The organism is Kribbella caucasensis (assembly GCF_004361855.1).
Taxonomy (GTDB): domain Bacteria; phylum Actinomycetota; class Actinomycetes; order Propionibacteriales; family Kribbellaceae; genus Kribbella; species Kribbella caucasensis.
Map to the genome: position 1 here is coordinate 586,157 of NZ_SNWQ01000002.1, position 17,846 is coordinate 604,002.

The 17,846-nt window shown below is 69.8% G+C and carries 18 protein-coding genes; 10 read left to right on the forward strand and 8 right to left on the reverse strand.

The genetic code is table 11. From position 1 onward, the window contains the following. Nucleotides 1-3 precede the first annotated feature (3 nt). A complete protein-coding gene (locus tag EV643_RS06810; protein WP_133799092.1) occupies nt 4-1,143 on the reverse strand; it encodes an ROK family transcriptional regulator in 1,140 nt (379 codons plus the stop codon). A gap of 75 nt (nt 1,144-1,218) precedes the next feature. Between EV643_RS06810 and EV643_RS06815 the strand changes: the two genes are divergently transcribed. From EV643_RS06815 to EV643_RS06825, 3 genes are all read left to right on the forward strand, one after another. Next, a complete protein-coding gene (locus EV643_RS06815; protein WP_238165403.1) occupies nt 1,219-2,304 on the forward strand; it encodes a Gfo/Idh/MocA family protein in 1,086 nt (361 codons plus the stop codon). A 91-nt stretch (nt 2,305-2,395) separates the two neighbouring features. Then, the gene (locus EV643_RS06820; RefSeq protein WP_133799094.1) at nt 2,396-3,403 is read left to right on the forward strand and encodes a sugar phosphate isomerase/epimerase family protein; all 1,008 of its coding nucleotides are present in this window, start codon (nt 2,396-2,398) and stop codon (nt 3,401-3,403) included. Between the two features lie 91 nt (nt 3,404-3,494). Next, nucleotides 3,495-4,289 (forward strand): class I SAM-dependent methyltransferase, encoded by a 795-nt coding sequence (locus tag EV643_RS06825; protein ID WP_133799095.1) that lies wholly within the window; start codon nt 3,495-3,497, stop codon nt 4,287-4,289. A 3-nt stretch (nt 4,290-4,292) separates the two neighbouring features. Here EV643_RS06825 and EV643_RS06830 read toward each other — a convergent pair whose 3' ends face one another. The 3 genes from EV643_RS06830 to EV643_RS06840 form a co-directional block, all read right to left on the reverse strand. After that, nucleotides 4,293-5,138 (reverse strand): class I SAM-dependent methyltransferase, encoded by an 846-nt coding sequence (locus EV643_RS06830; protein ID WP_133799096.1) that lies wholly within the window; start codon nt 5,136-5,138, stop codon nt 4,293-4,295. A gap of 115 nt (nt 5,139-5,253) precedes the next feature. Then, the gene (locus EV643_RS06835; protein WP_133799097.1) at nt 5,254-6,888 is read right to left on the reverse strand and encodes a helix-turn-helix transcriptional regulator; all 1,635 of its coding nucleotides are present in this window, start codon (nt 6,886-6,888) and stop codon (nt 5,254-5,256) included. A 107-nt stretch (nt 6,889-6,995) separates the two neighbouring features. Further along, nucleotides 6,996-8,156, reverse strand: a complete 1,161-nt coding sequence (locus EV643_RS06840; RefSeq protein WP_133799098.1) for an MFS transporter — start codon at nt 8,154-8,156, stop codon at nt 6,996-6,998. Between the two features lie 119 nt (nt 8,157-8,275). Between EV643_RS06840 and EV643_RS06845 the strand changes: the two genes are divergently transcribed. Together EV643_RS06845 and EV643_RS06850 are read left to right on the forward strand one after the other, a co-directional pair. Further along, nucleotides 8,276-9,049 (forward strand): DeoR/GlpR family DNA-binding transcription regulator, encoded by a 774-nt coding sequence (locus EV643_RS06845; protein ID WP_202869413.1) that lies wholly within the window; start codon nt 8,276-8,278, stop codon nt 9,047-9,049. Next, nucleotides 9,046-10,227: an MFS transporter gene (locus EV643_RS06850; protein ID WP_133799099.1), complete on the forward strand. Its 1,182-nt coding sequence runs from the start codon at nt 9,046-9,048 to the stop codon at nt 10,225-10,227. Before EV643_RS06845 ends, EV643_RS06850 begins: the two co-directional genes overlap by 4 nt. Nucleotides 10,228-10,299: 72 nt before the next feature. Here EV643_RS06850 and EV643_RS06855 read toward each other — a convergent pair whose 3' ends face one another. Beyond that, nucleotides 10,300-11,406, reverse strand: a complete 1,107-nt coding sequence (locus EV643_RS06855; protein ID WP_133799100.1) for a trans-sulfuration enzyme family protein — start codon at nt 11,404-11,406, stop codon at nt 10,300-10,302. A gap of 148 nt (nt 11,407-11,554) precedes the next feature. Here EV643_RS06855 and EV643_RS06860 point away from each other — a divergent pair, with 148 nt between their 5' ends. Beyond that, entirely contained in the window at nt 11,555-12,688 is a 1,134-nt protein-coding gene (locus EV643_RS06860; protein WP_133799101.1) for a D-alanine--D-alanine ligase family protein, read from the forward strand. Between the two features lie 26 nt (nt 12,689-12,714). On the opposite strand, the gene EV643_RS06865 is transcribed toward EV643_RS06860, so the two are convergent. Continuing rightward, nucleotides 12,715-13,164, reverse strand: a complete 450-nt coding sequence (locus tag EV643_RS06865) for a DUF3515 domain-containing protein (RefSeq protein ID WP_238165404.1) — start codon at nt 13,162-13,164, stop codon at nt 12,715-12,717. Between the two features lie 12 nt (nt 13,165-13,176). Next, a complete protein-coding gene (locus EV643_RS06870; RefSeq protein WP_026163142.1) occupies nt 13,177-13,413 on the reverse strand; it encodes an Lrp/AsnC family transcriptional regulator in 237 nt (78 codons plus the stop codon). Nucleotides 13,414-13,540: 127 nt separating this feature from the next. Between EV643_RS06870 and EV643_RS06875 the strand changes: the two genes are divergently transcribed. From EV643_RS06875 to EV643_RS06885, 3 genes are read left to right on the forward strand one after another with little or no spacing between them, the layout of a single operon-like run. Continuing rightward, nucleotides 13,541-14,503 (forward strand): thiamine-phosphate kinase, encoded by a 963-nt coding sequence (locus EV643_RS06875; RefSeq protein WP_133799104.1) that lies wholly within the window; start codon nt 13,541-13,543, stop codon nt 14,501-14,503. Nucleotides 14,504-14,507: 4 nt separating this feature from the next. Further along, on the forward strand, nt 14,508-15,320 hold the full coding sequence (gene thiD / locus EV643_RS06880) for a bifunctional hydroxymethylpyrimidine kinase/phosphomethylpyrimidine kinase (protein ID WP_133799105.1): 813 nt from the start codon (nt 14,508-14,510) through the stop codon (nt 15,318-15,320). After that, complete coding sequence (locus EV643_RS06885; RefSeq protein WP_133799106.1) at nt 15,317-15,940, forward strand: DinB family protein; 624 nt, start codon at nt 15,317-15,319, stop codon at nt 15,938-15,940. Before thiD ends, EV643_RS06885 begins: the two co-directional genes overlap by 4 nt. 32 nt (nt 15,941-15,972) lie before the next feature. Here EV643_RS06885 and EV643_RS06890 read toward each other — a convergent pair whose 3' ends face one another. Next, entirely contained in the window at nt 15,973-17,160 is a 1,188-nt protein-coding gene (locus EV643_RS06890) for an ROK family transcriptional regulator (RefSeq protein WP_133799107.1), read from the reverse strand. 48 nt (nt 17,161-17,208) lie between these two features. Between EV643_RS06890 and EV643_RS06895 the strand changes: the two genes are divergently transcribed. After that, nucleotides 17,209-17,829 (forward strand): HAD-IA family hydrolase, encoded by a 621-nt coding sequence (locus EV643_RS06895; RefSeq protein ID WP_133799108.1) that lies wholly within the window; start codon nt 17,209-17,211, stop codon nt 17,827-17,829. Nucleotides 17,830-17,846: the final 17 nt, after the last annotated feature.

Here is a 17,846-nt window from a genome sequence, read left to right on the forward strand (position 1 = left end):
GGGTTACCAACCCAGGGCGTGGTGGAGGACGAGGGTTGCGGCGCCTCGGAGGGCGGAGTCGGGGGTTGAACGGGAGCTGGTGACTACTAGTTCGGTGGTGGCTAGGGGCAACGATCTGGCGTAGATGGATTCTCGGAGGCCGGCCAGGAGGGCGTCGCCTGCTTGGGAGAGGGAGCCGCCGACGACGATGACCGACGGGTTGAGGAGGCTGACGCAGGCGGCCAGGACGGTGCCGATTTCCCGGCCGGCTTGGCGGACCGCTTGGGTTGCCGTGGTGTCGCCGGCACGGACCAGGGCGACCACGTCGAGGCTGGTCGCTGCGTCGATACCGGCCGCTCGTAGTTGTTCGGCGATTGCTGCGCCTGAGGCGACGGCTTCCAGGCAGCCGGTGTTGCCGCAGCGGCAGGGTTCGGTGCGGGCGGGGGACTGGATGTGGCCGATGTCGCCGGCCGCGCCTTGGGCTCCGCGGTGGAGGCGGCCGCCGCTGATGACGCCGGCGCCGATTCCGGTGGCGACCTTGACGAAGAGGAGGTGCTCGACGTCGGCGTACTCGGTGGTGTGTTCGCCGAGGGCCATGATGTTGACGTCGTTGTCGACCAGGACGGGGGCCGCGAGGTCGGCGGTGAGGTGGCCGGCGACGTCGTACGAGTCCCAGCCGGGCATGATCGGTGGGTGGTTCGGGCGGCCGGTTCGGTGGTCGACGGGGCCGGGGAGGCCGACCCCGATGCCGGCCAGGTCGGCGGTCGAGCGGCCGGCGGCGGACAGGAGTTCGCGGCCGGCGCGTGCGACTGCGGCGAGCACGATTTGAGGGCCCTCGGCGATGTTCAGCGGTGTCGACGACTGGTCGAGGATGACGCCGGTCAGGTCGGTGAGTGCGACCGACAAGTGCGTCGCACCGACGTCCGCGGCGAGGATCAGGCGGGCGGTCGGGTTGAACCGGAACCGCGCCGGCGGCCGACCACCGGTCGAGGCCGCTTCACCTGACGGTACGACGAGGCCCGCGGCGACCAGCGACTCGATCCGGCCAGTGACCGTGGAACGAGCCAGACCGCTCAGGTCGATCAGTTCGGCACGGGTCCGCGGGTGGCCGTCCAGCAGCAGACGCAGGACAGCACCCGCGCCCGCAGTACCGAGATCGGTCATGGGAGGAGGCTTTCGTCGTCGGGGTGGTGGACTTTTGCTTGACAGGGTTCAAAAGTGTCACATAGCGTCCCGAGCGTGTCCACAGACAAGCTCAGGATCGGGATCGTCGGCGGCGGGTTCATGGGGCGCGTGCACGGGCGGTCCGCGCTGGTCGCCGGGGCGAAGGTGGTCGGCGCGGTCGGGTCGAGTCCGGAGCGGGCGGCGGCCGCGGCCGAGGCGACCGGCGCCGAGCAGGGGTTCGCGACGATCGGCGAGCTGCTTGCCGCCGACATCGATCTCGTCCACGTCTGTACGCCGAACAACACCCACCTGGCGGTCACCCTCCAGGCGTTGGAGGCGGGCAAGCACGTCATCTGCGAGAAGCCGCTGGCCACTTCGCCGAAGGACGCGACCGGATTGCTAGCGGCAGCGCAGGAGACCGGGCTGGTCGGGACCGTGCCGTTCGTGTACCGCTACCACCCGATGGTCCGCGAGCTGCGCACCCGGATCGCCGAAGGTGAAGCCGGACAACTCACCAGCCTGCACGGCAGCTACCTGCAGGACTGGCTCGCGAATCCCGACGACGACAACTGGCGCGTCGACGACACCGCCGGCGGTCCGTCGCGGACGTTCGCGGACATCGGGTCGCACTGGTGCGACCTGACCGAGTTCGTCACCGGCGACCGGATCGCCGCGATCAGCGCGCAGACCCGCACCATCCGGGCGACCCGCGGCGGGGCCGAAGTACGGACCGAGGATCTGGCCACCGCGCAATTCCGGACCGAGGCCGGCGTGGTCGGCACGATCGTGGTCAGCCAGGTCGCGGCCGGCCGGAAGAACCGCCTGTACCTCGAGGTGTCCGGGACCGAGTCGAGCTTCGGTTTCGACCAGGAGGACCCGGATCGGTTGTGGGTCGGCCGCCGGGCCGGTAACCAGGTGCTGACCCGGGACCCGGAGACGTTGAGCCCGCCCGCGGCCCGGGTGAACCGGCTGCCGGCCGGCCACGCCCAGGGCTACCAGGACGCGTTCGACTCGTTCGTCGCCGACAGTTATGCCGCCGTCCAGGGCGATCGTCCGGACGGTCTGCCCGATTTCGCCGCCGGTGCGCGGTCCGCCCGCCTGGTGGACGCGGTGCTGCGGTCCGCGGCGGCGGACAGTTCCTGGATCACCGTCGAAACCTGAGGACTACCGTCGAAACCTGAGCCGGTCGGCCCGGCCCGGTACGGCGACCACTTACGTCAACCCCTGAGACGATCACCGGAGGAGTCCGCGGATGCCACGTCCGATCACCCTGTTCACCGGCCAATGGGCCGACCTGCCGTTCGAGGAGGTCTGCAGCCTCGCCTCGAAATGGGGCTACGACGGCGTCGAGATCGCCTGCTCGGGCGACCACTTCGACGTCCAGCAGGCGATCGATGACGACGGCTACATCGCCGGCCGGCACGAGATCCTGCGGAAGCACGACCTGCAGGTTTTCGCGATCTCGAACCACCTGGTCGGCCAGGCGATCTGCGACGACCCGATCGACTTCCGGCACCAGGCGATCCTGCCGTCCCGGGTCTGGGGCGACGGCGATCCCGAGGGTGTCCGGCAGCGCGCCGCCGAGGACATGAAGAACACCGCGCGGGCCGCGGCGAAGCTCGGCGTGAAGACGGTGATCGGGTTCACCGGGTCGTCGATCTGGCAGTACGTCGCGATGTTCCCGCCGGTGCCGGCCGAGCGGATCGAGGCCGGGTACAAGGACTTCGCCGACCGGTGGAACCCGATCCTGGACGTGTTCGACGAGGTCGGCGTCCGGTTCGCGCACGAGGTGCACCCGTCCGAGATCGCCTACGACTACTGGACCACCCAGCTCACGCTGGAGGCGATCGGGCACCGGGAGGCGTTCGGGCTGAACTGGGATCCGAGCCACATGGTCTGGCAGGACATCGACCCGGTCGCGTTCCTGTGGGACTTCAAGGACCGGATCTACCACGTCGACTGCAAGGACACCCGGATGCGGGTCGGCGGCGGCCGCAACGGCCGGCTCGGGTCGCACCTGCCGTGGGGCGACCCGCGACGCGGCTGGGACTTCTACTCGACCGGTCACGGCGACGTGAAGTGGGAGGACTGCTTCCGGGTGCTGAACGCGATCGGCTACGAAGGCCCGATCTCGGTCGAGTGGGAGGACGCCGGGATGGACCGCCTGGTCGGCGCCGCGGAGGCCGTCGACGTCATCCGCAACCTCGCCTTCGACCCGCCGGCCGCTTCGTTCGACGCGGCCTTCGCCACTGACAAATAACCCGCGGAAGTACGCCCGAAAGCCAACCAGTCGGCCCGGAATGGTCGGCGGGTTGGTGTATGTATGGGTGCCTACGACTGGAGGGGCGAGCGTGGAGCTGGACTGGGGAACGGGGAGCTACGAGGAGACCGGCGTACAGCTGCTGCCGGTGTCCGAGGTCGTGGTGGAGCTGGCGAAACCGCTGGCTGGACGCAAGGTCCTGGATGTCGGGTGCGGTACGGGTAACGCGGCTCTGTTAGCGGCGGCCGAGGGTGCCGAGGTGACGGCGGTCGACCCGGCTGCCCGGTTGCTCGAGGTTGCTGGTGAGCGAGCCGCTCAGCGGGGGCTGCAGGTTGAGTTCCTGTCCGGCGACGCGGGTGGGTTGCCGGTTGGGGACGGTACTGCGGACGTGGTGCTGTCTGTCTTCGCGGTGATCTTCGCGCCGGAACCCGAGAAGGCGATCGCGGAACTGGCTCGGGTCACCGCGGAGGACGGGCGGATCATCTTGACGGCCTGGCCGCCGGGTGGGCCGTTGACGGAGATCGCGGTGACGGCCGGGAAGTTCATGGCGCAGGTCTTCGGTCAGCCCGACGGTGATCAGGCCACGTTCGGTTGGCACGATCCGGATGCGTTGCGGGCCGCGTTTGCGCCGCACGGGTTCGAGGTCGAGGTCGAGCGTCGCGAGTTGGTCGTCAACCATCGGTCGCCCGAGGCGTTTGTCGAGCAGTCTTCGAGTCACCCGATGGCCGTCGCCGGGGCGAATGCGTTGGCCCAACGACCTGACGGCGCCGAGTTGGCGCAGGAGCTCGAGGCGCGTCTGCTGGCGGTTGCGCGCGCCGCAAACGAAGACGCCAACGCCTTCCGCGTCACCAACCCGTACGCCGTCGTGACCGCCCGCCGCGCCTGATCTCTACTTCGTTCCGACGCCGATGTTCAGTGGCGCGGTCAGGACGAGCGGGTCCTTGCCGCCGGAGCGCTCGCGGATCATGCCGTCGAGTACGCGGATGATGTCTTCGCGTTGCCGGTCGGTCAGATCGGCGACCAGCTGGCCGGGGATCGGGTTGCTGCCGATGGTCCAGTCCCACAGCTGCTGTCCGGTCCACACGCTGATGCGCTCCTGATTGCTCGTGTCGACGATGACGTCAGTCAGACCTGCGTCGATCAATCGCCGCCGCAAGACCTCCGGATCGGCAACCTGGAACTCGAGCATCGGCTCGTCGTCCGCCGGCCCCTCGAAGTCGGGGACCACCGCTTGCACCGCGCTGATGAAAAAGTGCAGCGCCTGGAACTCGCGGAGGTTCCCGTAGGCGATGAGGAACACGCGACCACCCGGCTTCGTCACGCGCACCATCTCACGCAGCGCCTGCGGTTGATCGGGAACGAGCATGACACCGAACTGTGAGCCCGTGACGTCGAAGCTGTCGTCGGGGACGTCGAGCGCGTGGCAGTCCATCACCCGGCCTTCGGCGTCGAGTCCTTCGGCGGCTACGCGCGCGTTGAAGTGCTCGATCATCTTCGGTGACCAGTCGGTCGCCAGTACTTTCGCGCCGAGCCGCGCGGCCGGAAGGCTCAACCCGCCGGTCCCAGCGGCGACGTCGAGGAACTCCTCGCCCGCTCGCAGACCCGCCAGCCGAAGTCCAGCCGTTGCCAGTTCGGACTCACCCGGCGCGACGTGCTCGTCGTACAGAGCCGCGATCGCATCCCACGCCTCGACGGGCGCGGTGTGTTGCTCTGATTCCCGCTGCAGATCTGTCATGGCCAGCTCCCCTGTCCTGAGATGTTCGAGGACTCGAACGCTAGGGCGGGCAGGGATCGACGGCTTCGGTCGAACAGCCCAGGACGGGCCCGGAAGGCGTGGGTAGTTCTGCGCACTAGATCAGGTTGTTCTCGTACCCGTAGGCGGTGGCCGCGGCTCGGGACGACACCCCAATCTTGGTGAAGATGTTGCTGACGTGACGGGCGATCGTCTTCTCGGACAGGCCGAGTTCCCTCGCGATCGCGCGGTTGGTCTTACCGGACGCGAGCAGGCGCAGCACCTCCGCCTCGCGCGCGGTCAGACCACCGGGGGCTTCGCCGTACGGCCGTCTCGTCAGCACCTCGAGCCGCTCGAGGTCCGGCTTGGCTCCCAGTTGCTCGAAGAGCCGCCGCGCGGCGTCGAGCTCCAGCGCGGAGGTCTCCGGATCGCCGAGTGCACCGCACGCCTGACCGATCAAGACCCGGACGCGCGCCGTCTCGTAAGGGGCAGTCAGCTCTCGCCACGCTGCCGCGGCGACGCGGAGTGTCCGCAGGGCCGATCGAGCGTCGCCTTCCGCGAGCTGAACCGCTCCCTGCGCCGAGGCGGCCACCGCCCGTAGGTAGAGCACATCGATGGACTCCGCGATCTGGCCGAGCTCGTCGGCGCCTGTTCGGGCCGAGAGCACATCCCCTGAGGCGAGCATGGTCTCGATGTAGGCGGGGAGGATGCGAGACCGGGCCGACGGCTCCTGCGGCTCGTTCAGCGCGCGCTGCAGGACGCTGGTCGCGACATCGATGCGCCCTTGTGCCAACCGGAGCAACGCCAGGCCGGGTTCAGGTTCGCGACCGGACTCATTGGCCTTGCGGTAGCTCTCCTCGGCTTCGGCGAACTCGCCACGCAATCGCTGCAGTTCGCCGAGCTGGTAGTAGGCCGAACCGAGCGTGTCCCACCTGACCGGGCCGGACAGGTGCTCGCACGCCTGCCGGGCGGCCGCGACCGCGTCGGTCCACGCGCCCTCCAGCTGCAAGAGCTCACATCGATGGACCAGGCAGTTTCCACGAAAGGGGACCAGATCGGGCTGGGAGTCGCACCAGCGGCTGAGCGCGGCCGTCCATTCCCTGGCCCGCCGCAGGTCGAAGACTTCCGAGCAGCCGGCGATCACCGTGCAGTACGCGATGCCGGCGTACATCGGCGACACCTCACCGGACGTGACCCCGACCATGACCTCGTCCAGCAGGGCCATCCCGTCCCGGACCAGTCCCTGGATGACCAGACACATTCCCTGGCCCTGGCGCGACATCGCCAGTAGGTCGGTGTCGTCGAAACGTCGGCCCACCGTGACGCCTTCCGCAAAGGCCGCCTGGGCATTCTCGAGGTCTCCGCCCCACATCTGCACATAGGCGTTCCAGGTGAGCAGCCAGCCACGTTCCGCGCAGTCGCCACAGCCTTCGAGTACGCGCTCACCGCGGGCGAACCACCCCATCGCGGGTGCGGACTCACCGCGGAACAACAGGCCGCCCCCGATCAGTACGGCGTTCCGGACAGCGCGCAGCCGATCGTTGCGCCGAACGGCTTCGTGGTGAGCGCGCGTCCAGGCCCGGGTGGATTCCGCATCGAGGCCGGACAGATATGCGGCGAGCGCGAGCTTCTCGAGGTCATCCGGATCGAGCGGCGCCGCGGCATCGGCCGTCGCGAACCGCTGGAACGCGTCGCGCCAGGAGCACTGGGCGAAGGACGCCCGCGCCTGCTCGAGTACGACGATCGTCGTCACAGGCCCATTGTGAGGTCTGGCCGAGGATCCGTCGGGGCGCGCCGCGGATCCGTAGTACAGGGCCAGGTCAGCGGGTCAGGGCGCGGCCGACCGTAGTACGGGGGTGCTCAGCGGGTTGGGGCGCGGCGGCGGGTGGGGTTGAGGACGGGGGCGAAGGCGATCAGGCCGATCGTCAGGGCGGTGACGACGATGAACGAGCTGGTCAGGCTGGACGCTTCGGCGATGCCGCCGATGACGGACGGGGCGACCAGGCCGGACGCGTAGGTGACGGTCGCGACGCCGGCGATCGCCTGGCTCGGGTTCGGGCCGGTGTGGCCGGCCGCGGCGAACGCGAGCGGGACGACGACCGCGATCCCGAGGCCGAGCAGCCCGAATCCGGCCATTGCGACCACCGGATGCGACGAGAGCACCACGAGCAGGCCGCCGAGGGCAGCGATGAGGCCGCTCACCCGCACGGTCGGTACGGCGCCGAACCGGTCGATCACCCGGTCGCCCGCGATCCGCGCGATCGCCATCGTCAAGGTGAAGCCCGTGGTCGCGCCGGCCGCGACACCAGCCGAGGTGGTCAGCACGTCCTCCAGGTAGACGGCCGACCAGTCCAGGCTCGCGCCTTCGGCGAACACCGCGCAGAAGCCGACCGCCCCGATCAGCCACGCCGACTTGGGCGGCAACGCGAAGCGCGGCGGCGCTTCCTCGTCCTCGTGCGGATGCAGGTTCAGCACGTAATGACACGCGAACGCACCGATCAGAGTCAGCACGACGGCCGCCGCGATGTGGTGCAGCTGGGCGTTCACGTCGAGGTGAGCGGCGAGGGTGCCGACCCCCGATCCGAGCAGGGCGCCGACGCTCCACATGCCGTGCAGGCCGGACATGATCGATCGGTTCAGCCGGTGTTCGACCTCGACGCCGAGCGCGTTCATCGCGACGTCGGCCATGCCCGCGGTCCCGCCGTACACGAGCAGGGCGGCGCAGAGGGCAGGCAGGTTCGGGGCGAGCGAGGGGAGGACCAGCGCGAGCGTCCAGAGCGCGAGCAGACCGCGCAGCGCCGCGCGGCTGCCGAATCGGTGGCTCACCCGAGCGGCGAGCGGCATCGCCAGCGCCGCACCGAGGGCCGGGAAGGCCAGAGCCAGTCCGAGCTCGCCGGGGCTGGCGCCCGCGTGGTCCTGGATCCATGGCACCCGGGTCGCGAACGAGCCGGTCACCGAACCGTGCACACAGAACACCACGCCGACCGCGATCCGGGCGCGGCGGACCACATCGACCGACAAGTGGGGGCTCCCTCGGCTGCGCTGGGACTGGGCTGGACTGCGGTTCGGCGAACAGCAGAAACCCTACACTCCAACAATCGGTTTGTTTGAACGATCAGCAGAATGTTAGATTCAGCGCCGTGAAGAGTGCCGAACGTCAGCGGATCATCGTCGAGCGACTGCGCGACGCACCCCGGGTCGCCGTCGCCGAACTGGTCGACGCCACCGGTGCGTCCGATATGACGGTCCGCCGCGATCTCGACTTCCTCGCCGCCCAGGGGGTGCTCAAACGCGTCCACGGCGGTGCGATCTCGGTGCTGCCGGCCGGCGTCGAGCCGCCGTTCGCCGCGCGGTCGACGGCCGACGTCGCCGCCAAGCTGGCGATCGCCCGAGCCGCGGTCGAGTACCTGCGCGACGGCGAGACGATCGTGCTGGACAGCGGTACGACGGCCCTGGAGGTCGCCAGGCTGCTGCGGAACCGCACGATGACGGTGATGCCGCTGTCACTGCACATCGCCCAGGAACTCGCCGACGCGCCCGGGATCCGGCTGCTGATGCCCGGCGGCGAACCCCGCAAGGGCGAGCTCGCGCTGGTCGGGCCGTTGACTACTGCGTCGCTGCGGGCGTTGCGCTTCGACGTCGCCGTACTGAGTCCGTGCGCGTTCGGTCTGGAGAGCGGGCTGACCGCGTTCGATCTCGGCGACGCGGAGGTGAAGTTGCAGGCCATGGAAGTGGCGACGCGGTCGATGATCCTGGCCGACGGCGCGAAGTGGGATCGGGCCGCACTCGCCTACATCTGCCCGGTCGAGCGGCCGGATCTGATCATCACCGACAGCTCTGCCCCTGAGTCGGCCCGAGCCGCCTTGGCCGAACGCGGCGTCTTCGTACACGTCGCCCGAGAGGACGATTTGTGACAGCCGCTCTCCCAAAGGCCGCGCGGGTTGCGACCTGGGTCTACTTCGGCCTGAACGGGTTCGCGGTCGGTATGTGGGTCGTCCACATCCCCGACATCGAACACGCGACCGGCATCTCGCACAGCACCCTCGGTCTGCTGCTTCTCGTCCTCGGCGGCGCCGCGTTCGCCGGGATGCAGATCGCCGGCCCGCTCGTCGACCGGATCGGTCAGCGTCGCCTGGTCCCGGCCGCTGGTGTGCTGCTCGGACTGGCGATGTTCGGGCCCGGTCTGGCGGAGAACTGGTGGACTCTCGGCTTCACCCTGCTGTTCGTTGGCTTCGGCAACGGTTCGCTCGACGTCGCGATGAACGCGCAAGCGGTCGTGGTCGAGCGTGCGTATCCACGGCCGATCATGGCGGCCTTCCACGCGATGTGGTCGATCGGCGGCGCCTTCGCGGCCCTCATCGGCGCCGGAGCGCTCAAGGCCGACGTGCCGGCGGCCGTCACGCTGAGCGGCGCCGGGGTTGTCTGCATCGTCGTCTCACTTGTCGCCGGCCGGTACCTGATCGAAGGCGAGCCGGTTGAGCAGGCAGTTGCCGACGAGCCCGCACCGAAGACGCCGGCCAAGTTGGTCTGGCAATTGGGTGCGCTCGCCTTCGGCCTGATGCTCGCCGAGGGCGTCGCGAACGACTGGGCCGCCCTGCAGTTCCGCGACGTACTGGACACCTCGACCAGTACCGCGGCCTACGCGTACGGCGCGTTCGCGGTCGCCATGACGGTCGGCCGGTTCGCCACGGACCGGGTCGCCGCGGTGGTCGGCCCGGCGGCGATCGTCCGGTACGGCGCGGGGCTGGCCGCGATCGGTCTGACCACGGTGATCGTGGTGCCGTGGGTGCCGGTGGCCCTGATCGGGTGGGCGCTGTTCGGGCTCGGTCTGGCCGGGGGAGTGCCGCAACTCTTCACCGCGGCCGGCAACCTCGATCCGCGAGCGTCCGGTGCGCTGATGGCAAGGGTCGTCGGGCTCGGGTATGTCGGCCTGCTCGCCGGGCCGGCCTTGATCGGTGGGCTGACGCACTGGATGCCGCTCAACGTGGCGTTCGTGCTGCCGGTGATCCTCTGCGTCCTCACCGTCATCGCCGCGCCGCTTCTGAAAACCGGCCAACCCGCGAAGGAAAAGGCCGAGACCCTGAGCGCCTGAGGCCGACAGCCGGCTGAGGTCCGGGCCCGGCTGAACCCGGGCCCGGCTGAGGTCCAGGCGGCCGGCTGACATTCAGAGCTTGAGTGCTTGAGCGAGGTCGGTCCAGAGGTCGTCGCGGTGCTCGATGCCTACCGACAGGCGGATCAGGTCCGCGGGGATCGTCGGTGCCTCACCCGCCCAGCGCCGACGGCGTTCGAGCATCGACTCGACCCCGCCCAGGCTCGTCGCGTGCACCCAGAGCCGCGTGCTCTCACACACGCGCTGGGCCGCCTCCGCATCTCCACCGAGCTCGATCGCGAGGATCGCGCCGAACCCGGACATCTGTACCGCGGCCCGCGCATGCCCGGGGTCGTCCGGTAGACCGGGGTACCGAACTCGGCTAACGCGCGGATGCTCCACCAGCCGAGCGGCCAGGAACCCGGCGGTCTCCTGTGCGCGGTCGAGTCGCAACGCGAGTGTGCGCAGGCCGCGAAGCGCGAGCCAAGCCTCCATCGGTCCTGGGATCGCGCCGAGATTCCGGCGCCTGAGCTCCAGCGCGGTCCAGAGATCGTCGTTCGTGGTGACGATCGCCCCGAGCAGCACGTCCGAGTGACCGGCGATGAATTTCGTTGCCGAGTGCATCACGAGATCCGCGCCCAGGCTCAACGGCTGCTGCAGCAGGGGCGTCGCGAAGGTGTTGTCGACGACGACGGTCGCCCCGGCGGCCCGGCCCGCGGCGGCGATCGGGGCGATCTCCGCGACCTCCATCGCCGGGTTGGTCGGCGACTCGATCCACACGAGGTCCGCTCCCGCGACAGCTGCCACAACGGCGTCGGTGTCCGCGATGTCCACCCGCTCGACTGACAACCGGCCGGCCGCCGCCTGCTGATCGAGCAGAGCCAGTACGCCGCTGTATGCGTGCTGTGGTGCGACCACACGACCGCCGACCGGGACCAGATCGCAAACCGCCGCGGCAGCCGCCATGCCCGACGCGAACGTCAGCCCGCGGCCGCGTTCGAGTGCGCCGAGGGTCTCCTCGAGCGCAACCCAGGAGTCGTTGCCGAACCGGCCGTAGCCGCGATCCCCGCCGGCGATGTAGGTCGAGCTGAACACCGGCGACCCGCCGAGCGGCGCGTTCGGCACCCGCTCCGGCCGACCCGCGTGCACCACGACCGTCGAGGGATCCAGCTCAGGCGTCATACCCGGATTCTGCCGGGTCTGCGGTCGCCAGGGGGTAGTGGGGCGCCGTCGGCGCCTAGTACGAGCGCGGGGTTACTGACAGCAATCTGAAGGGATCTTTACCAAACCCCGGTCAAGTCTTGACGCCGGTGCCGCTATCGTCGAGCCGGTGAGTGAATACTCGAGGGAAGAAAAAGGCAAGCCCCGCGTCGCCGTGGTTTTCGGCGGCCGGTCGAGCGAGCACGCCATCTCCTGCGTGACCGCGGCCAACGTGCTGCAGGCGATCGACCGGGACAAGTACGAGGTCGTGCCGGTCGGCATCACCACCGGCGGGCACTGGGTGCTGGAGAGCGGTGACCCGGAGCGGCTGTCGATCACCGACGGCAAGCTCCCCGAGGTCGACGTGACCGCGCTGCCGGTGCTGTTCGGCGCGGATCGCGAGCTGGTCGTCACCGAACCCGACCAGGTGCCCAGCACGCTCGGAGAGGTGGACGTGGTCTTCCCGCTGCTGCACGGGCCGTGGGGTGAGGACGGCACGCTGCAGGGACTGCTCGAGATGTCGGACATCCGGTACGTCGGGTCCGGCGTCCTGTCCAGCGCGGTCGGGATGGACAAGCACTACATGAAGGTCGTGTTTGCCGCCGCCGGCCTGGAGGTCACGCCGTACGTCGTGATCCGGGACCGGGACTGGTCCCGCGACCCGCAGGCCTGCCGGGAGGCGGTCGACCAGATCGGCTACCCGGTGTTCGTGAAGCCGGCCCGCGGCGGGTCCAGCCTGGGGATCAGCAAGGTGAACAACCTGGCCGAGCTGGACGACGCGGTCGCCGAGGCGCGGGCGCACGACCCGAAGGTGATCGTCGAGGCGTCGGCGAACGACCCGCGCGAGATCGAGGTCGGTGTCCTGGGCGGCCTGGACAACGGGCCGGCCGAGGTCAGCGTCTGCGGCGAGATCAGCGTCTCCGGTGGTGGGCACGACTTCTACGACTTCGAGACCAAGTACCTGCCCGAGGGTGAGGAGTACACCCAGCTCGCGGTGCCGGCCGACCTGCCCGAGGAGATCGTGGCCGAGATCCGGGCCAAGGCGCTGACCGCGTTCGACGCGATCGAGGGCGAGGGGCTGGCGCGGGTCGACTTCTTCCTGGAGTCCGACGGCCGGGTCGTCATCAACGAGATCAACACGATGCCCGGGTTCACCCCGACCAGCATGTTCCCCCGGCTGTGGGCGGCCAGCGGCGTCGACTACCCGGCCCTCGTCGACCGTCTGCTGACCCTGGCGCTGACCCGCCCAACCGGCCTGCGCTGACTCTGCCGGGGGCCGCCGCTGAGGCCTCAGGTGCACGGAGTGATCAGGGTGTTGTGCTGTTTGACGGCGTCCGACACGTCGGTGAGGGCGTTGGCCTCGGGGCGGTACTCCGACGGGACCGCGAGCTCGAGGTAGAGCTTGCGGCCGATGGTGGTGAAGATGACGCCGTTGGTCACCTCCTGCGCGAACCAGCCGACGCCGTTCACCTCGAAACACTGCGACTGTGCCTGCGCCATCCCGGCCGGCGGGGCCACGCCGCAGGTGACCTCGATCGGCGGATCCCCGTACGCCGTGGTGAGCGGGCTGGCCGGTTCGGTATCGCGGCGCTCGGCGTCCAGGACCTTGGCCGGCAGCGCCTTCACCAGGGACGCGCAGGCCTCGGCCACTTCGGGCGCGGGCGACGGTACGGCGACCGGCACAGGGCCGGACCCGCAACCGGCGGCGAGCAGCAGAACCGCGGCGGCGGCCGCGAACAACCGGTTGATGGGTCAGATGTGGACGACGGGGCAGGTCAGCGTGCGGGTGATCCCGGGCACGTTCTGCACCTTGGCCACCACCAGTTTGCCGAGTTCGTCGACGTTGCGGGCCTCGGCGCGCACGATCACGTCGTACGGGCCGGTGACGTCCTCGGCCAGCGTGACGCCCTGCACCTCGGCGATCTGCGCTGCCACGTCGGCCGCCTTGCCGACCTCGGTCTGGATCAGGATGTAGGCCTGGACCACCACGGCGTTCTCCACTCAGTCGTCCTCAGCTGGCTCCGGCCACAGTACTGCCAAGCGGCCGTGCGTACTCGTCGTTGCCTGGTCACCGTACCGCCTAGACTCCACGTGGGTATATGGGAGGCTGGCTGACGTGACAGAGACGTTGGGGAGTACAGGGGAGTTCGGCCTGATCGCGGCCGTCACCCGGGGACTCGCCAGAGGTGAGGACGTCCTGGTCGGGCCGGGCGACGACGCTGCCGTGGTGGCGGTGCCGGACGGCCGGCTGGTGATCACGACCGACCTGCTGGTGGAGGGCCGGCACTTCCGCCAGGACTGGTCCTCGGCGTACGACGTGGGCCGCAAGGCAGCCGCGCAGAACCTGTCCGACATCGTCGCGATGGGCGCCCGGCCGACCTCGATGGTGGTCGGATTCGGTGCGCCCGCGGACCTGCCGACCGCTTGGGCGCTGGAGCTGAACCAGGGGCTGGTCGACGAGGCCGAGCTGCTCGAGGTGAGCATCATCGGCGGCGACACGGTCCAGTCCGACAAGATCGTCGTCTCGGTGACCGCCTTCGGTTCACTCGACGGCAGAGCTCCGGTACTGCGCTCCGGTGCGCGCCCGGGCGACGAGGTGGCCGTGGTCGGCCGGCTGGGCTGGGCCGAAGCCGGGTACGCCGTACTGCAGCGTGGATTCCGTTCACCGCGTTCGGTCGTGGAGGCCCACCGCCGCCCGCAACCCCCGTACGCCGAGGGGCCGCGCGCCGCGATCGCGGGTGCGTCGTCGATGTGCGACGTGAGCGACGGCCTGCTCTCCGATCTCGGTCACATCGCCGAGGCCAGCCAGGTGGTGATCGACGTCCGATCGCGCGCGTTGACCGTGGCGGAGCCGCTGCAGGCGGTCGCGGCGGCCACCGGTGCGGATGCGCTGGGATTCGTGCTCACCGGCGGCGAGGATCATGCCCTGGTCGGCACGTTCGAGCCTGCCGACGTCCCGGACGGCTGGACCGTGATCGGCGCGGTTGCCGAGGGCAACGAGAACGTGCCGGCCGGGACGGTCACGGTCGATGGTGCCGCGTACACGGCGGTCAGCGGCCACGCGCATTTCAGGAGTTGATCAGATGACCACCGCGCCGCCTCGCGTCCTCACCATCGCCGGATCCGACTCCGGCGGGGGAGCCGGGATCCAGGCCGATCTCAAGTCCATGCTGGCCAATGGTGTGCACGGGATGAGTGTGCTCACCGCGATCACGGCGCAGAACAGCATCGGCGTACAGGGTGCGTGGGAGTTGCCGCCGGAGCAGGTGGAGGCGCAGTTCCGCAGTGTGGTGGACGACATCGGCGTCGATGCGGTGAAGACGGGGATGCTCGCGTCCGCGCCGATGGTTCGGTTGGTCGCGTCGCTGCTGCGGACGTTGCCGGCCGGCGTACCGGTTGTGGTTGATCCGGTGTCGGTGTCGAAGCATGGGGACGCTTTGCTGGCCGAAGACGCGATGGCCGCTGTGCGTGCGGAGATCGTGCCGTTGGCGACTGTGCTCACGCCGAATCTCACCGAGCTCGGTCCGGTTGCTGGGATTGAGTTGCGCACTCCGGAGGATCGCGAACTCGCTGCGAAGACGTTGCTGGATGCCGGTGCTCGATGGGTCTTGGTGAAGGGTGGGCACGACGCTGGCCCCGTGTCGGTCGACGTACTGCATGGGCCTGGGGTGCGGACGGAGTACAGCGCGCCTCGGGCGGACAACCGGCACACCCATGGGACCGGGTGCACGCTGGCGAGTGCGATCGCGTCGTACCTGGCCCGTGGGTACGACGTACCGGGGGCGGTCGGGGCTGCCAAGGAGTACATCAGTGGGGCGGTGGCGGCCGGGTTCGCGCTGGGTGGTGGGATCGGGCCGGTCGATCATGCGTGGCGTTTCCGAGGGAGTGCGAGTTGACGAAGAAGCAGCAGCCGCCGGTGGACGGGCTCTGCGAGGAGTGCGGGTTCAACTACGACACGGGTGAGTTGCAGGGCACGGTCACGTTGTTGATCCGGCAGGGTGCCGAGTGCGCGATGGCGTTGACGAAGGCGGCGGCCGGGCCGGATCCGGATGTGGTGCGGTTGCGGCCGGAGCCCGAGGTCTGGTCCGCGATCGAGTACGCCTGCCACGTGCGCGACGTACTGGAGGTGCAGCGGTTGCGGATCGCGCAGTGCCTCGCGGAGGAGCGGCCGGTGTACGCGCCGATGGACCGGACAGGGCGGGTGAAGGAGGCCAAGTACGAGGACCAGAACCCGATCGAGGTGGCGGCGGCGCTGACCCGGTTCGCGCGCGAGTTCGGGGCGGCGGCGCGAGTGCTGACACCGCCGCAGCTGGGGCGGCTCGGGCTGTACAACTACCCGGTCCGGGCACCCCGCACGCTGGGCTGGATCATCCGGCACACGGCCCACGAAATCCAGCACCACCGCCAAGACATCCTCACCATCCTCGCCAAAGTAGAACCCCCGATAATCCCCGCCCCCAAGCCCTCAGAGCCCGCCGCTGAGGATGCCGACACCGCCTCGGCGCCTCTGTCGTAGCCCTGCACGAGTTGCTTCAGGCAACTGTTGGGTCAGGCGTGGATTTCGGACCAGGCGGCGAGGGCTGGTTCGGTGGTGAGGTGGTCGAGGCCGAGGGCGGCCGCGCCGCGGAGGGCTCCGTCGTCCTGGTGCGCCGAGTCGAGCACCGGCGGCGGCGCGTCGCGGTGGAACGCCATCAACCCATCGGCGTAAGCCTCCTCGAACGCCTCAGGAGCCGCGGCCCGAAGCGGGATCGCCAAGCCGCCGAGCGTGACGACCTCTGGATCATGCGCGTTGACAAGACCAGCGATCCCGGCAGCGAGCGCGGTGGTGACCTTGGCAATCGCCTTCGCGGTCGTCTTGCCCGCCGCCCGGCTGAGTACGCTGATCGCATAGCCGTACGGGTCATCCGGTTCGGGTTCGCGCAGGTGCCGGGCCAGCGCGCGCCCATCGGTCTCGAGATCCCAGCAACCGTGCGCCCCGCAGGGACACACCAGCCTGCGATCGCCAAACGGCATATGCCCGTACTCACCGCCGGCGCCCGTCGCACCGCTGGCCGGGATCCCGTCCTGGATGAGCGTCCCGCCGATGCCCACCTCGACGATGAGATGCAGTGCCGTACCGGCCCCGGCCGCCGCACCAGTACGAGCTTCCGCCACACCGCTGAGCGTCGCGTCGTTCCCCACAAGCAGGGGTACCCCCGTGTCGGCCGTGGGCGTGTTCAGGTCCACGTCGCGCCAGTTGAGGGTCGACGCCTGCATGAGGTGGTTGTCGCGGACAGTTCCAGCGATTGCGAGAGCCACAGCGAGCAGGCGGTCGGCGTACTGGTGCTGGGTGGTGAGCACTGCCTCGCGGAGGGTCGACAGTACGGACTCCGGTCGCCTGCTGCGGTGTCGCTTGGACTGCATGGCGTCCAGCGAGCCGTCGAGGCCCACCACCGCGCTGCGCCAGCCACCTTGCCGTAGGTCGAGCGCCAGTACTACGGGACCGCGCGGGTGCGCCTGGAGGAGTGTGGTCGGCCGCCCGCGTCCATGACTAGGTGCGGGTGCCTCGGTGATGAGTTCGAGTTCTCGGAGACGTGCGGTCACCTCGGTCGCCGTACTGGTGCTCAGATGAAGCTCGCGGGCGACCGCGGCCCGGGTGATGCCCGGGTGCCGCCCGAGGAGGCCGAGCACCTCGGCAGCCGTCTGCCAGCGCCCCCGTCGCGCCGTACCGGATGCTGTATTAGCGCTTGCAGTCACGGGGACCTCCTCGGTTATCCTCGTAGGACGAGTTTAATGGAGGGGACGATGGAACTGCGGGAGATCCGCGCGGTCTTGTTCGACATGGACGGCACTCTCGTCTCGTCGGACGCGGCGGTCGAGCGGGCGTGGACCGCGTGGGCGCGGGAGTACGACGCCGACCCGGCCGCGGTGCTCGCCATCGCCCACGGCGCTCCGGCCGATTCCACCGTGGCCCGCATCCTGCCCGCCCTTGACCCATCGGCCCAAGTGACCGCGGCGGCCCGGCAATTGGAACTCCAGTACGACGACCTGTCGGACGTTGCCGCGACTCGTGGAGCGGCCGAGGTGATCGGCGTACTCGAGCGGCTCGGGTTGCCGTGGGCCGTCGTCACCAGCGCGGACCAGCGGCTCGCGAAGGCGCGGCTCTCCGCGGCGGGCATCGAGCCGCCGGTGCTGGTCACGTTCGAGGACATCAGCCACGGCAAGCCTCACCCCGAGGGCTACCTTCGCGCCGCCGCGCTCCTCGACGTACCGGCTGCTCACTGTCTGGTCGTTGAGGACGCGGAGGTCGGGCTGAAGGCAGGCCGCGCCGCGGGCGCGTACACCGCTGCCCTCAAGGGTCTCGTCGGCGACCTGTCGCTGACCGACCTGCAGCAGCTGGCGGACCTCCTCCCGGCTAGTCGCTGACGCCGTGCACGGCGGAC